The sequence below is a fragment of the Bacillus sp. 1021 genome, assembly GCF_014534735.1.
GTDB lineage: Bacteria > Bacillota > Bacilli > Bacillales > Bacillaceae > Bacillus > Bacillus siamensis.
Map to the genome: position 1 here is coordinate 273,604 of NZ_JACVSR010000002.1, position 14,318 is coordinate 287,921.

General features: G+C 48.7%; 17 protein-coding genes. 15 read left to right on the forward strand and 2 right to left on the reverse strand.

The genetic code is table 11. The annotated features are described in order from the left end of the window. The first annotated feature begins 321 nt into the window (after positions 1-321). The 5 genes from ICW23_RS07980 (at position 322) to ICW23_RS08000 (ending at position 4,865) form a co-directional block, all read left to right on the forward strand. On the forward strand, positions 322-636 hold the full coding sequence (locus tag ICW23_RS07980; RefSeq protein ID WP_045925764.1) for a hypothetical protein: 315 nt from the start codon (positions 322-324) through the stop codon (positions 634-636). 23 nt (positions 637-659) lie between these two features. Further along, a complete protein-coding gene (locus ICW23_RS07985) occupies positions 660-1,490 on the forward strand; it encodes a PRD domain-containing protein (protein WP_188154304.1) in 831 nt (276 codons plus the stop codon). A 217-nt stretch (positions 1,491-1,707) separates the two neighbouring features. After that, complete coding sequence (locus tag ICW23_RS07990; RefSeq protein ID WP_188154305.1) at positions 1,708-3,090, forward strand: sucrose-specific PTS transporter subunit IIBC; 1,383 nt, start codon at positions 1,708-1,710, stop codon at positions 3,088-3,090. Further along, entirely contained in the window at positions 3,087-4,526 is a 1,440-nt protein-coding gene (locus ICW23_RS07995; RefSeq protein ID WP_188154306.1) for a sucrose-6-phosphate hydrolase, read from the forward strand. Before ICW23_RS07990 ends, ICW23_RS07995 begins: the two co-directional genes overlap by 4 nt. Before the next feature lie 114 nt (positions 4,527-4,640). Continuing rightward, positions 4,641-4,865 carry a hypothetical protein gene (locus ICW23_RS08000; protein WP_032864818.1) on the forward strand — a complete coding sequence of 75 codons (225 nt, stop codon included), beginning with the start codon at positions 4,641-4,643 and terminating at the stop codon, positions 4,863-4,865. Positions 4,866-4,895: 30 nt separating this feature from the next. On the opposite strand, the gene ICW23_RS08005 is transcribed toward ICW23_RS08000, so the two are convergent. Beyond that, the gene (locus ICW23_RS08005) at positions 4,896-5,708 is read right to left on the reverse strand and encodes a bifunctional hydroxymethylpyrimidine kinase/phosphomethylpyrimidine kinase (RefSeq protein WP_016937537.1); all 813 of its coding nucleotides are present in this window, start codon (positions 5,706-5,708) and stop codon (positions 4,896-4,898) included. 149 nt (positions 5,709-5,857) lie between these two features. Here ICW23_RS08005 and ICW23_RS08010 point away from each other — a divergent pair, with 149 nt between their 5' ends. The 8 genes from ICW23_RS08010 (at position 5,858) to ICW23_RS08045 (ending at position 11,239) form a co-directional block, all read left to right on the forward strand. Next, the gene (locus ICW23_RS08010) at positions 5,858-6,196 is read left to right on the forward strand and encodes a PadR family transcriptional regulator (RefSeq protein ID WP_045925769.1); all 339 of its coding nucleotides are present in this window, start codon (positions 5,858-5,860) and stop codon (positions 6,194-6,196) included. After that, complete coding sequence (locus ICW23_RS08015) at positions 6,189-6,824, forward strand: permease prefix domain 1-containing protein (RefSeq protein WP_188154307.1); 636 nt, start codon at positions 6,189-6,191, stop codon at positions 6,822-6,824. Before ICW23_RS08010 ends, ICW23_RS08015 begins: the two co-directional genes overlap by 8 nt. 44 nt (positions 6,825-6,868) lie before the next feature. Further along, positions 6,869-7,396, forward strand: a complete 528-nt coding sequence (locus ICW23_RS08020) for a hypothetical protein (protein ID WP_188154308.1) — start codon at positions 6,869-6,871, stop codon at positions 7,394-7,396. An 84-nt stretch (positions 7,397-7,480) separates the two neighbouring features. Beyond that, positions 7,481-8,287 (forward strand): glycosyltransferase family 2 protein, encoded by an 807-nt coding sequence (locus tag ICW23_RS08025; protein WP_095241165.1) that lies wholly within the window; start codon positions 7,481-7,483, stop codon positions 8,285-8,287. A gap of 15 nt (positions 8,288-8,302) precedes the next feature. Beyond that, a complete protein-coding gene (locus ICW23_RS08030; protein ID WP_188154309.1) occupies positions 8,303-8,986 on the forward strand; it encodes a uracil-DNA glycosylase in 684 nt (227 codons plus the stop codon). Positions 8,987-9,044: 58 nt separating this feature from the next. Further along, positions 9,045-9,467 (forward strand): YwdI family protein, encoded by a 423-nt coding sequence (locus ICW23_RS08035; RefSeq protein ID WP_029575290.1) that lies wholly within the window; start codon positions 9,045-9,047, stop codon positions 9,465-9,467. 18 nt (positions 9,468-9,485) lie between these two features. Then, positions 9,486-10,805, forward strand: coding sequence for a purine/pyrimidine permease (locus ICW23_RS08040; protein WP_188154310.1), 1,320 nt, complete (start codon positions 9,486-9,488; stop codon positions 10,803-10,805). Positions 10,806-10,867: 62 nt separating this feature from the next. After that, positions 10,868-11,239 carry a DUF423 domain-containing protein gene (locus ICW23_RS08045; RefSeq protein WP_003150969.1) on the forward strand — a complete coding sequence of 124 codons (372 nt, stop codon included), beginning with the start codon at positions 10,868-10,870 and terminating at the stop codon, positions 11,237-11,239. A gap of 46 nt (positions 11,240-11,285) precedes the next feature. Here the strand turns inward: ICW23_RS08045 and gerQ are convergent, their stop codons facing one another. Then, entirely contained in the window at positions 11,286-11,828 is a 543-nt protein-coding gene (gene gerQ / locus ICW23_RS08050) for a spore coat protein GerQ (protein WP_060963983.1), read from the reverse strand. Between the two features lie 278 nt (positions 11,829-12,106). Here gerQ and ICW23_RS08055 point away from each other — a divergent pair, with 278 nt between their 5' ends. Continuing rightward, positions 12,107-12,877 carry a glycosyltransferase family 2 protein gene (locus tag ICW23_RS08055; protein ID WP_188154311.1) on the forward strand — a complete coding sequence of 257 codons (771 nt, stop codon included), beginning with the start codon at positions 12,107-12,109 and terminating at the stop codon, positions 12,875-12,877. A 4-nt stretch (positions 12,878-12,881) separates the two neighbouring features. Further along, positions 12,882-14,306 carry a capsular polysaccharide export protein, LipB/KpsS family gene (locus tag ICW23_RS08060; RefSeq protein ID WP_188154312.1) on the forward strand — a complete coding sequence of 475 codons (1,425 nt, stop codon included), beginning with the start codon at positions 12,882-12,884 and terminating at the stop codon, positions 14,304-14,306. Positions 14,307-14,318 lie beyond the last annotated feature (12 nt).

A 14,318-nucleotide genomic window follows, 5' to 3' on the forward strand; every position in this document is an offset into this window, starting at 1 on the left:
ATCGTGTTTGTGGATATGTGGATATCACTTGTGTTTAAGCTGTGCTTAACCAAGGGATAAAGTGTGTATAACTTTTTTAACCGCTTCTCCATTTTTCAGGTCATTTCCATCAGCTTTCAACAAAACTTCTGAAAACTAGTTTGTTTTTTCACTCATATTGTGACAAACAATTCGCCCGGCCGCGTCTATCATAGAGTCATAGGGTTGCTAGACCCGCTAGTTTTTAGCGGAGAAGGATCGGCCGCCTTTTCCGTTAAAGCGGAGAGAAAACAGGCCTGCGAACAAGCTGTCTGTCAAAAAGAAGCGGAGGGATGATTTGCAATGAAACGTTTGCTGGTATCTTTACGGGTGTGGATGGTCTTTCTGATGAACTGGATGGCGCCGGGTAACGGAAGATATCAATTAGCCGCTGTGTATGGAAACCAAGCTGTCTATCATAAGAAAGCGAAACGGACGGCTGGGGCATTTTCGTTTGTGAGCCGAGTCCGATCGGCGGACTTGACCGATGAGACGAAATCGGCCTGCGGCAGGCTGGATAAAAACCGGTGGGTGCCGGTCCTCAAAGAATTGCCGAAACGGGAGCGCGCAGGTCCGGTGCCTTTACATCATATGAAAAAGAGGGTACAATCCCACTAAACATATGAACGGGAGCGAACCTCTTGAGAATAGACAAAGTATTAAATAACAATGCGGCGTTAATAAAAGAAGACGGACGGGAAAAGATCGTAATGGGTCCCGGAATCGCTTTTCAAAAGAGAAAAAATGATGTGATTCAAAGACATAAAATTGAAAAAATATTTGTCGTGCACGACGAAAATGAAAAGTTCAAACAAGTGTTAGAAACGCTTCCCGAAGAGCATATAGAAGCGGCTGAGGATATCATCAGCCATGCGGAGGGAGAGCTTGCGGCGCCTTTGAGCGATCATATCCACATTGCGCTGGCGGACCATTTATCCTTTGCGATCGAAAGGATTCAAAACGGCTTTCAGGTGCATAACCGATTGCTTCATGAAATTAAGGCGCTCTATAAAAAAGAATATGAAATCGGCCGTTGGGCGGTCGAACACGTGAAACGAACCCTCGGTATATCATTGCCTGACGATGAGGCGGGGTATATCGCGCTTCATATCCACACTGCCAAGGCGGATGCCAAAAGCATGTATTCGGCGATGAAGCATACAACCATGATCAAAGAAATGATCGAAAAGATCGAATCCTTTTTTGAACAGAAGGTTGATGAAGACAGTATTTCCTATCAGCGCCTCGTCACGCACTTGCGGTATGCGGTCAGCCGGTTGGATTCAAATGAAGCTCTTCACTCCATGGACGAGGAGATGCTTTATTTCATCCAAAAAAAGTATCCGTTTGCTTATCGGTGTGCGCTTGAACTGGCGGCGTTTTTAAAAAATGAATATGATTTGGAACTGCCGGAATCCGAGGCCGGCTATATTACGCTGCATGTCCAGCGTCTTCAAAAAACCCCGGAATAACGTGTCTGTTTGGAGAAACAGACTTTTTTTTGAAAATATATTGACGAAAGCGCTGTCATGAAATAAAATGATAGCGCATTATAAAACTGAATTCGGCGGGATTGTGACTGGTTATGCAGGCAAGACCTAAAATTTGCGTACATGAAAAAGGGATCATGCTTACCTTTTTCGTTGGCGAATTTTAGGTCTTATTTGATTTTGGAAAGGGGGAAACGTATTGGATTATCAAAAAACGGCAAAACAGCTTATCAACCATATCGGAGGGGAATCAAACGTCATCAGCGCGACACATTGCGCGACGCGGCTCAGGCTTGTCATTCAGGATGAACAGAAGATCAGCCGGGCCGGCATTGAAGAAATAGAGGGCGTAAAAGGAGCTTTCAGCAGCTCGGGACAATATCAGATTATATTCGGCACCGGCCTTGTGAATAAAGTGTATGACGCTTTTTCAAAAGAAGCCGATTTGGAGCGGGAAGATCGCGAGACCCATCAGGACGCAGCGAAAAAAAAGCTGAACCCGGCCGCAAGATTGGCGAAAACACTGTCTAACATATTCGTTCCCATCATTCCGGCTATCGTGGCAAGCGGTCTGTTAATGGGACTGCTCGGCATGATGAAGGCCTTTCATTGGGTGTCTGAACAATCTCCGCTGTTTATTCTTCTCAACATGTTTTCAAGCGCGGCTTTTCTCTTTCTGCCTATATTCATCGGGTTCAGCGCTGCAAAGGAATTTGGCGGAAATCCCTATCTCGGGGCGGTGCTCGGCGGAATTATGATTCATCCGGCGCTTTTGAATCCGTGGGGGCTTGCGGATTCAGCGCCTGATTTTATGGAACTCTTCGGCTTCCACATTGCGCTTCTCGGCTACCAAGGAACGGTCATCCCCGTACTGTTAGCCGTTTATATTATGAGCAAGGTGGAAAAAGGCACGAGGAAAATCGTGCCTCACGCTTTAGATTTATTGATCACGCCGTTTGTCACGGTGATGGTGACCGGATTTATCACCTTTATCGCAATCGGTCCGCTTGGCAGGGCGATCGGATCAGGCATTACCGTCTCGTTGATGTATGTGTATGATCATGCGGGCATTGTTGCAGGACTTCTTTTCGGAGGGGCTTACCCGCTTATTGTGCTTACCGGTGTGCATCACAGCTTTCATGCGATTGAGGCCGGCCTCATCGCTGATTTGGGCAGAAACTATATCCTTCCGATCTGGTCGATGGCGAATGTCGCCCAGGGCGCGGCGGGACTGGCTGTATTTTTCCTGACGAAAAAAGTGAAAATGAAAGAAATCGCTCTGCCTGCCGCGTTTTCCGCTTTTCTCGGCGTAACCGAGCCCGTCATTTTCGGAGTGAACCTAAGATACCGTAAGCCGTTTATCGCGGGAATGATCGGCGGAGCGCTGGGAGGCGCCTATGTCGTGGTGACCGGTGTCGCCGCCAATGCCTACGGTCTGAGCGGAATTCCGATGATTGCCATCACGGCACCGCTCGGTTTAGGAAATCTCATAAACTATCTCATCGGAATGGGCATCGCCTCTGTGACGGCGTTTATTGCCGCTTACATTATGGGAGCTAAAGAAAAGGAGGCCGCCAAATGAGTACACTGGATCAAGAGCTGCGCATGCAGGCTGAGGAAGCAAAAAAGAAGCGCCGAGAAACCGCTGCATCAGATCCGTATCGCCAGAACTATCATATTATGCCGCCGGTCGGGCTTTTAAATGATCCGAACGGCGTGATCCAATGGAACGGCGAGTATCACTTGTTTTTTCAATGGCAGCCATTTCATACGGGGCATGGCGCGAAATTTTGGGCGCATGTGACGACGAAGGATTTTGTTGAGTGGAAAGAGGAAGAAATCGCGCTTGCGCCGGGCGAATGGTATGACAAGAACGGCTGTTATTCCGGAAGCGCCATTGAAAAAGACGGCCGGCTCTGCCTGTTGTACACAGGCAATGTCCGTGACGGAGAAGGCAATCGTGAAACATATCAATGCCTCGCTGTATCCGAAGACGGAAAAATGTTTGAAAAAAAAGGAGTCGTTGCGCGTCTCCCGGAAGGCTATACCGCTCATTTCCGTGATCCGAAGGTTTGGAAGAAGGACGGGACGTATTACATGGTGCTCGGCGCGCAGACAGAAAATCTCACCGGAAGCGCTGTGCTGTTCACATCAGAGAACTTGACGGATTGGACGTTTCTCGGTGCGATTGCGGGGGCGGATTGCGGCGGTCTCGGGTCATTCGGCTATATGTGGGAATGCCCGGACTTGTTTTCGTTGGACGGAACCGACGTGCTGCTTGTATGTCCGCAGGGGCTTGACGCTGACGGGATAAAATATCATAACAGCCATCAGGCGGGCTATTTCCTCGGCAGACTGGATACAGAGCCGCTTGAGTTTAAGCACGGTGAATTCACGGAGCTTGACAGGGGATTTGATTTTTACGCGGCGCAGACGCTGGAAGACGATAAGGGACGGAGGATTCTGTTCGCGTGGATGGGTGTCCCCGATCAGCAGGAGGACAAACATCCGACACATGCGTATCACTGGGTTCACTGCTTGACGATGCCGAGAGAGCTTTCACTGTCAAACGGCAGAATCATACAGCGTCCGCTTCAGGAAATGAAATTACGCCGCACGGATGAGCAAAAGCGCCGTCTTCAATTGAATCGTTCTTCAGAAACCCTCCCGGTGAAAGAGGCGTCCCGGGCTGAAGTGCTGCTGGAAGACATGACTCATGAATCGGGTTTTGAAATCTCTATTCGGGGCGCGGCCCGGTTTATATTTCATCAGGAAGAGGGGCTTGCCGTGCTGGAGCGCACTGCTTTCAGCGGAGAAGAAAAAGAAACGAGAAGCTGCGCCATCAGTGAGGTGCGTTCCGTCCAGCTCTTTTTGGATGCATCCTCCATCGAATTGTTTTTAAATGACGGAGAAGAGGTATTCAGCGCCAGATATTTTCCTTTCCCGGGAAATGATGAGGTAACGGTTACATCGAGAGGAAGAACGGAAATAACTGCCTCTATTTGGACACTTTTGTAGAAAATCGTTCTTTTTTCTTATGTGAAACCTATGCCATCTGTGCTAATCTTCAACGAAAGACTACTATTTTCAGGAATAAAAGGAGTTGTTTTCTCAGTTTTGAATAATCAGAAGATGACGCCGAAATGTTTACTTATCAAAGCCGCAGAGCAAGTGGAAGATAAGCGGGAAGAATATAAAGAAGTATTGCTTCAGCTGAAACGCATGCTCAGGAGAGCCGAGCCGCACAACGAATGGAGTGATCGGCTGAGTCATACATATGAACAGATGAAGGAATATGCGCTGTTTGTGCAATCGATTGAGATGTTTTTACGTTCATCTGCGAAAAAAATGAAATAATCCCCCTCGGTGATGAGGGGGATATTTATTTTATTTACCGCTAAGACGCATCGCCGAATGTTTAGTCGGTCCGATGTATTGGTTCAGCGGGAAGGACTCTTTGATGGCTGCGGTGATAAATTCTTTTGCCGCGTAGATGGCTTCCTTCACTTCAGCGCCTTTGGCCAATTCTGCCGTAACGGCGGCGGAGAATGTGCATCCGGCTCCGTGCGTGTAAGGCGTATCAATCATTTCGCTTTCTAATACTTCCGCGGTTTCCCCGTCATACAGCACGTCGACCGCTTTTTCATGTTTCAGCTTTCCTCCGCCTGTAATTAATACATATTTCGCGCCGAGTTCGTGAATTTTCTTGGCCGCTTCTTTCATGTCTTCCACCGTTTTTAATTCATCCATGCCGCTCAGCTGGCTTGCTTCGAACAGGTTTGGCGTGATGACGGTTGCCAGCGGGGCCAATTGGGTGCGCAGCGCTTCGGCGTGCTCCGGATACAGCACTTCGTTCGCTCCTTTGCAGACCATGACCGGATCGATAACGACATTTTTCAGCTGTTTTTCTTTAATCGTTTTCGCCGCAAGCTCAATGATCTCCACGGTAGGAAGCATTCCCGTTTTCATGGCGTCTACGCCGATTCCGTCAACGATCGTCGCAAGCTGTGCGCGGATCGTGTCGGCATCGATCGGAAATACTTGATGATCCCAGCTGTTTTCCGGGTCCATCGCTACGATAACGGTCAAAGCCGTCATTCCGTATACGTTTTTTTCTTGAAATGTTTTTAAATCGGCCTGAATTCCCGCGCCGCCGCTGGAATCAGAACCGGCAATAGTAAGTGCTTTGTGCATTGACATATCAATGGCCTCCATCAGTGTTTTATACCTCATTATAGTTAGATTTTCTCCCGATCACAATACGAAAGGCTTAGAGGAATGATTTGACAGCAGCAGGGGATGTGCGTACAATACCTACATAAGATTACTAGGTAAGGGTGAAAAAATAAATGTTCAACAGGGAGCTTGTAAAGGGAAGCACGGTCATCCTCGTGCTGACGCTGCTGGATGAACGGCCGATGTACGGGTATGAACTTGTGAAAGAAATGGAGAGAAGGAGCGGGAATGAACTGCAATTGAAGGAAGGTACGCTGTATCCTTCGCTTCATAAGCTGGAACGCCAAAGCTATATCTCTTCTTATTGGGAAAAGCAGACTAAAGGACCGGACCGAAAATATTACCGGATTACCGATGAAGGAAGAAATATTCTTGCCGAACGGACGAAGGAATGGAGTCTGTTTTCTGCTCTGATGGACCGTATGCTGAAGCGGGGCGGGCAGAATGGATAAAGACCTTTATGTACAGGAAATCAAAAAAGGGCTTGAAGGCCAGACCGGAAGCCGTGAATTGTTAAAAGAACTTGAGAGCCATATTCATCATAGCTTTTGTGATCACCTGGAAAAAGGAAAAACCGAAAGCGAAGCGATGGAGCTTATTTTGCGGGAAGTAGGGACTCCGTCTGAAATTATCTCTGCTTTTCAAAAAGCTTCAGCGGTCCCCGCGCGGACTTTCATGCTTTTTCATCTGTTCTGCAACTGCGGTCTTTTTGTGATGGGAGCGGTGATTACAATGATGCACGCGTGGAGGCTTCATCCGGCTGTTGACGCGCTTTGGAGAGGGATTTCCGTGTCATTATGGCTGATCATGATCGGATATGTGCTGTATTGGTTCCAAATCGGCTACCAGGCTGGTAAAGAGTTTGGGCCCGGCGGCAGAAAGCTCACTGAACGGACGGTATGGGCATCAATGGTGCCGAATCTATGTTTTATGTTCATCTTTTTATTCAACCTCGTTCCGGCGGAGCTGTTTCCTTCGGCGGTCACACCGGGCTTTGCGGCAGTATGCGCTATTGTGACGGTCTGTTTTCCGTTTTGCGGAAAATTGGGTTTTTACGCAGGCAGGCAGAGACTTGCCTGATTTTTTTCACTATATACATAGAAATTCTATATAGGAGTGATGAAATGAGACTGGGTTCGTGGATATACGGCGCGTGTGCACAAATAGCCGTTACCGTATTTACCGTTTTCAGCTTGCTTCTCGTATTGCCTATTGTGAGTCTTTTTATTATGGTAATGAACACGCTGCAAGACGCTTTTTTTGCTGTTTTCGGGATTTTGTTCCTTCTCTTATTTTATGCGCTGGGATGGCTTTGGGCTGTTTCATTTGCACGTGAGTGGAAAGTGAAACTTTTTGAGCTTCAGATCAGTTCTCTCATTCCGCTGGCCGGGGTATTATACTTGTACATTGACAGCGGGGTGAGTATACCGGAACTGATTCATGACTGGCAGGAGGAGGGATGCGCGCTTGTCCCGCCGGCTTTTGTCTGTTTGTGCACGTGCTATGCGATGGTGTTGGTGCCTGTTTATCAATCAAAACTTTGGAATGTCATGGAGGCGGGCAGACTTAATGCCAAGGCGCTTTGCGTTGTTTGGGGAGATCTTCTGATCATTCTGGTTTTGCTGGCGGGCATGACCATGATTTGTTTCTGAATGGGCTGAAATCAAAAATCCCCCCTGATCTCTCCGCCGCTTTATGTTTTAATAGAACATGAGAAAAAGCAGAAGGAGCGGATCATGAATATATCAATTGTCATAGTCACGTATAATCGGATTCCGGCTTTATGTGAGCTGCTGGAGTCGATTTCCAATCAGACCGTAAAGCCTTATGAAGTAATCATCGTAAATGATGCCGGGGAATCAGTCGAGGAGGCGAAGAAGCTGTACAGCGATCTGCCGATTCAGATTATTGATTTAGAACAGAATGCCGGACATGTGGAAGCGCGGAACGCCGGTGTGAAAAAAGCGTCAGGTGATTGTATCATGCTGTGCGATGATGATGATTTCATTACGCCTGGCCATTTGGAAAGAATGGCGGCTGAGCTCGTTGATGCTGACTTGGTTCATTCTGATGCGGAAATTGTGTCATTTGAAGAACGGGACAACACGAGATTTCCGGTTTCACGAAAGCCATTCGCCTATACGGCCGATTATGAGGATATGCGGGTGTTTTCCACGTATGTCCCGTCAGGCAGCATGTACAGGCGTTCTCTGCATGACGCGTTAGGATATTTTGATCCGGATGTCCATAATTACTGGGACTGGGATTTTTATTTGCGCGCTGCGAAACAGCACCGTGTGAAGCGTGTTCCTTGCGCGAGCGTCATATATGCGTTTTTTGAGGGAGGCGGCAATCAGTCTGCGGACCTCGGCGCAAAACGGAAGCAGTACTTAGACCGGCTAAGCGAAAAGCACGGGCTTGGGGAGCTCCCGACGAAAAATTTCGCGGTTCTTCTTGAAGAGCCGGACATGAAGAGGCGGGAGGCGCCGACGGACATTGTGTGGGACGGAAAGCCCGTCTATTCAAGACTGCACACTTCATAAGGGGGGACGGACAGTTTGAAACAGCTTTTAAAGGACAGCTGGTGGAATCAGCTGAAAGATGAATTCGACAAACCGTATTATCAAGAGCTGAGAGAGATGCTGAAACAAGAATACCGCAGCCAAACGGTGTATCCTGACAGCCATGATATTTTTAATGCCTTGCATTATACGTCCTATGAGAATGTAAAAGCGGTCATTCTCGGGCAGGATCCGTATCACGGGCCCGGACAGGCGCACGGGCTTAGTTTTTCCGTTCAGCCCGGCGTCAGACAGCCGCCGTCTTTGAAAAATATTTTCATAGAGCTTCAGGATGATATCGGCTGTCCCGTACCGAATCACGGATCGCTTGTCAGCTGGGCGGAGCAGGGAGTGCTTTTGTTAAACACAGTGCTTACGGTTCGCCGCGGCCAAGCCAATTCCCACAAAGGCAAGGGGTGGGAGCGGCTCACTGACCGCATCATTGATGTGGTGAATGAAAGAGAAAAGCCGATCGTCTTTATCTTGTGGGGACGTCACGCACAGATGAAAAAAGAGCGTATTGACACATCGAAACACATTATTATCGAATCGACTCATCCGAGCCCGTTTTCGGCAAGGAACGGTTTTTTCGGGAGCAGACCGTTTTCCCGGACAAACGCCGCCCTTGAAAAAATGGGGGAACAGCCGATCGACTGGTGCATTCCCGACTTGCCGCAATAAATGGTGTTTTGAGGCGCTTCCGCCCGGCGGAAGCGTCTTTTTTGACGTTCCGGGCGATATGTTGTCAGAAAAAATAACAAACTCAATTCTGCGATTGGTTCAGAAATTTGATAAAATGCAGGAAGAAGACAAATTACTGCTGGAGGATTTACTCATGAACATACATATCTCTGCTTTGATTCAGAAGATGGAAGAAGAACTGAGGCAGGCGAAAACGGCATCCCGCGCCGAGGATGTCAAAATGCACGCGGCCGCCATCCGCTCTTTGTGTGACGTCGTGCTCGGCACCCAGACGGATACCGCTCAGGCGCCTGTGCAGAATCCGATTCCGAAAGCGGTGCCGAAGCCTTCCGCGTCACCTTCGACAGACCCGCTTCTGCTTGAAAAAATGATGGGCAGCGCCGGGCTGAGCCAATATCAGAAAAAAGCGAAAGACGAACGTGAGGAAGACGGAAACGGGGATTCCATTTTCGATTTTTAACAGGAGAGGTTGATTGATTTGAAACTGATACTCGGGGGGTTGCAATGGACGGCATTCATGATTGCGGCTGCAATTGTGGTTCCTGTCGCCATCGCACAATCATTTCACTTGAACCATGCTGATTCTGCTGTATTGATTCAGAGCACATTTTTTGTGCTTGGCGTCGCTGCGGTTATCCAATGTCTTCAAGGCCATCGTCTGCCGATTAATGAAAGTCCGGCAGGCTTATGGTGGGGCGTATACACGATTTATGGCGGATTGACGGGCACGGTGTTTGCGACATTCGGCGAGACGCTGCGGGCGTTGCAGGGGGCGCTGTTATTAAGCGCTGTCTTTTTCTTTTTGTTCAGCCTTTTTAAAGTGATTGAACGGCTGGCTGTATTGTTTACACCGGTAGTGACGGGCGTGTATCTGCTGCTTTTGGTCATGCAGCTGAGTCAGCCGATTGTGAAAGGCCTTTTGGGCATCGGCTATTTAAAAAACAGCGTCGACGGTCTTGTCTTCGGGCTCGCCATGGTTGTGACGGCTGCGATGTTCATCATGTCCCGATCAAATGTTACTTTTTTAAGGCAGTATGCGATTCTTCTTTCGCTTGCCGGCGGCTGGCTCTTGTTTGCTGTCTTCGGCGCTGCCAGACCGATTCAAATACCGGACCGCATGATTCAGCTTCCGACTCTCTTTCCGTTTGGAAAGCCTGCGTTCGACAGCGGGCTGATCATTACGTCACTCTTCATTACAGTGCTTTTGATTGTCAATATGCTCGCGAGCATCAGAGTTGTTGAAGCGGCTGTGAAAAAATTCGGCGGCACCGTGGGGAAGCGGCGTGAGCGTCCGGCCGGGTTTGCGGCCTCGATCAGCCACCTTTTAAGCGGACTTTCGGGAGGCATTGCGCCTGTGCCGATCTCAGGGGCGGCCGGTTTTATTGAGACGACGAAGCTTCCTTCGAAAAAGCCGTTTCTTTTGGGCAGTGTATTTGTCATCATCATCAGTATGATCCCATTATTTATGAATGCGTTTGCGAGTCTGCCCTCACCGGTCGGCTTTGCGGTAAACTTCGTCGTTTTCTCAACAATGGCGGGTCTTGCCTTTACAGAGTTTGACTCTTATGAGAAAGCGGAGCAAAAACGAATCCGTTCCATCATCGGTCTGGCGCTTCTGACGGGAGTCGGGGTGATGTTTGTTCCGGAGAGCGCATTATCAGGGATGCACCCGATCCTGATTTCGCTCTTAAGCAACGGCCTTGTGCTGGGGACGCTGCTGGCGATCGCGATTGACCGAACCCAGCTTATCAAAAGGAAAAAATCCGACAATCTCGTGTCATCGGAGGACGGACGTTGAATTTTGCCGATGTTGGGTTATGATTGAAATGGAAACTTTAACGAAAAGGCGGGAGAAAATAGATGAAAGTGTTTATTATTCTGGGCGCGATTAACGCCTTATTGGCAGTGGCGCTGGGCGCTTTCGGCGCACACGGGCTTGAAGGGAAAATCCCCGATAAATATCTGCAGGTATGGCACACAGGCGTGCAATATCATATGTATCACGCGCTCGGCCTTCTGGCTGTCGCCTTTTTGGCCGAGAAGCTCTCCGGCGCAGGCAGCGTTTCGGTTGCAGGCTGGCTGATGTTTGCGGGCATCGTTCTGTTTTCAGGAAGCCTGTACGTATTGAGCGTGACTCAGATTTCCATTCTCGGAGCGATTACACCGCTCGGCGGCGTGGCGTTTATTATTTCATGGATTATGATTATCGTCGCAGCCGTCAAATATTTATAAAGAAAAAAAGCCAATCCTCTGCCAAGTGAGCGATTGGCTTTTTGCTTTATCTCGGAGAATAGGAAGACATGGAGAACGGGTAAGTATAAGCAATTTCTTCATCAAACGTGATGTAATCAAGGTAAATGGTCAAAAGCAGATAGCGGGTGCCCGTTTTCGGGTCGCTGATAATGATATGGTCACGCCCCGCCGCCTCAATCACACCGCGGAAAATCTTTGAATTCCATTCTTTGCTGTTTTCAAATGTCATATAAATCGTCGCCGTTTTGCCCCGGTTCAACCGCAGAATATTTTCAATGTATGATTCTTCAATCGGCAGCATGCCGGGAACGCTTTGTGATGATGATGGACCCGACGGGATCTGAAACCCGCCGCCCTGCTGCTGCGGCTGGCCGGAGAACCCTCCGCCGAAGCCCTGCTGGCTTTGCTGCATTGGCATTGGCATTTGCTGCTGCATCGGCATCATCTGTGATCCTTGGCCCTGAGGCTGCGGATAAGGATTAGGCCCGAGCTGCGGCTGGTATCCCTGCATATCCATTCCCATCCCCATCCCCTGCATTTGCTGATATTGATTCTTTTTCGGTTTCATATTGTTCCTCCTTTGATGAAAACCTCTTGGTGCTGGAACCTCCTGACAAGTATCAGACAGCCTTAAATCGGCTGCCGTTTTTATCTATTCCACCATATGAGCCCATAGAAAGATTTATGCAAAAAAAGAAACACGCTTCCTTTAGTCCGGCCATCAAAGCCGGCTTTTTTGTGTGAAGAAAAGCTGACTTTTCACACAATAGTCTGTAATCCTAGCGCATCTTTGACATAAGAAACATATGATAGCGGTAGTTTCAGGTACGTAAAGGGGGTGACGAGTTGCCTAAAGTGTCAGTGATCATGACGAGCTATAACAAAAGTGACTATGTGGCCCGCTCTATTAAAAGTATTCTGTCCCAGACGTTTACAGACTTTGAGCTTTTTATTATGGATGACAACTCAAATGAAGCGACATTGGCGGAAATACGCCCTTTTCTCACCGATCCCCGCGTCCGGTTTTATCAAAGCGATGTATCGGGCGTCAAAGAAAGGACGGAAAAAACACGCTACGCCGCCTTGATTAATCAGGCAATAGAAGTGGCGGAGGGCGAGTATGTGACGTATGCGACCGACGACAACACATATGTGCCGGACCGGCTTGAGAAAATGGTGAAAGAGCTTGATGCCGATCCGGAAAAAGCCGTTGTGTATTCAAGTTCCAAAACCTATCATCTGAATCAGCAGAAGGAGACGGTGAAGGAAACGGCCAGGCTCGCCGACCGGATCGTATGGAATGCGCCGTGTGCCATTGACCATTGCTCAGTCATGCATCGGTTTTCCGTGTTGGAACAGGTCAAATCGGCATTCGGTTCCTATTGGGATGAAAGCCCCGCGTTTTACCGCATCGGTGATGCCCGTTTCTTCTGGAGGGTGAATCATTTTTATCCGTTTCACCCGATTTCTGAGGAGCTTGATATCAATTATATTACCGATCAATCCATTCATTATCAGCTTTTCGCGGCGGAAAAAAATGAGTTTGTGAGCAGCCTTCCGCAGCAGGCCACGTGCCGGGAGCTGAGGGAATCATTAAAAAAGCTTGGAAAGGGGTGAGGGCTTGTCGGCATACTTAGCGAACTATTGGGTGCTGTACCGGCAGTATATTGACCTTTTTCAGTCACTTCGCTACAAAGACATTCCGCTCGCGTTGATCAGTAATTTTTATCAATATATCAGCCCGGCGCTTCGTGAGAGCATGGAACAGAACCCAGAGCTTTTCGGTTCCGCCGACCGGCATATTCCTGAAGCCGATATTCAGTCTTATTTTGATCAAAAGAAGCAATCCATTAAGAAAACAGGTGAGAAACCGGTAAATGGAAAACTCATTCTGCATTTCGACCATCTTCGGTTCACCGAGGAAAATTACCGGCAGTTTGATCCGGCAAAAACAGCGGTACTGGCCAGATGGAGTCTGCCTGACCATCACGGGCTTCCCGTTATCTGCAAATTGGAATTGGCAGGAATGGGCCAAAAAGGGAACCCCGTCCCCTATATTGAAAAAGCCCATGCCATTCTGAAAGAGCTGCACAGCCATCCCGCTTTCGGAAACAGAGAATTTCAGGAGCGATTATATAAAGATATTCCTTTATTTATTGAAGCGATTGATGCGCTTGATAGTTTGTTTACGGCTGAGCCCATTTCCGCCGTTGTGGTCGGCACAACAGAGGATATTTACAGCCGTGTGCTGGCGCTGATGTGTGCGAAAAAAAACGCCGTCAGCATCTGTCTTCAGCACGGAGCGCTCATGGGAGATGAAGCGTTTCTGCCCGTGTTTACGGACTATCAGGCTGTATTCGGGGCTTATGAAGCGGAGTGGTATAAAGCGAAGGGCTGCAGGGATGAACAAATCATCATCACGGGGCATCCCCGCTTCGATGAGATCTTCTCAAGAGAACCGATAGATAAAGACACGTTTTACCGCAAGCTTTCCTTTCTCCCGTCGCAGCGGACGGTGCTGATCGCCACGCAGCCGTTCTCTGATGACTTTTACACGAGGGTGCTTGATGAACTTGTCAAGCATAAGAACATGCAGCTCATTATTAAACCGCATCCGTGGGAAATCGGCAAAAACAAGCTGGATGCTTACAATCAGGTGCTGCGGAAATACAAAGCCGGCAAAATCATCAAGAAAGAAATGGGGCTTTACGATATTCTCCCGTATGTTGACGCCGCGGTGACACAGACATCAACGGTCGGTCTTGAAGCGATGCTGTTTCAAAAACCCGTGCTGATCGGAAAATCAGCGGGAACCCGCCAATACCCTTATTATCATTCACTCGGGGAATTTGCCTTTGAGGACCCGCAGGCACTGGCTCAGGAATTAATCCGGGTATGCGAAAGCCCCGCAGCATATCAAAAGGCGGAACAGGCGCGCCGGGCTTTTATCGCGGCGAACTACCCGGTTCAGGATTCGCTTGCGGCTTTATGTCAGGTGCTTCAGGAAAAAACCGGAGTCGGCTTCAGAAAGGCTGACTCTTCATAAAAACGATAGGAG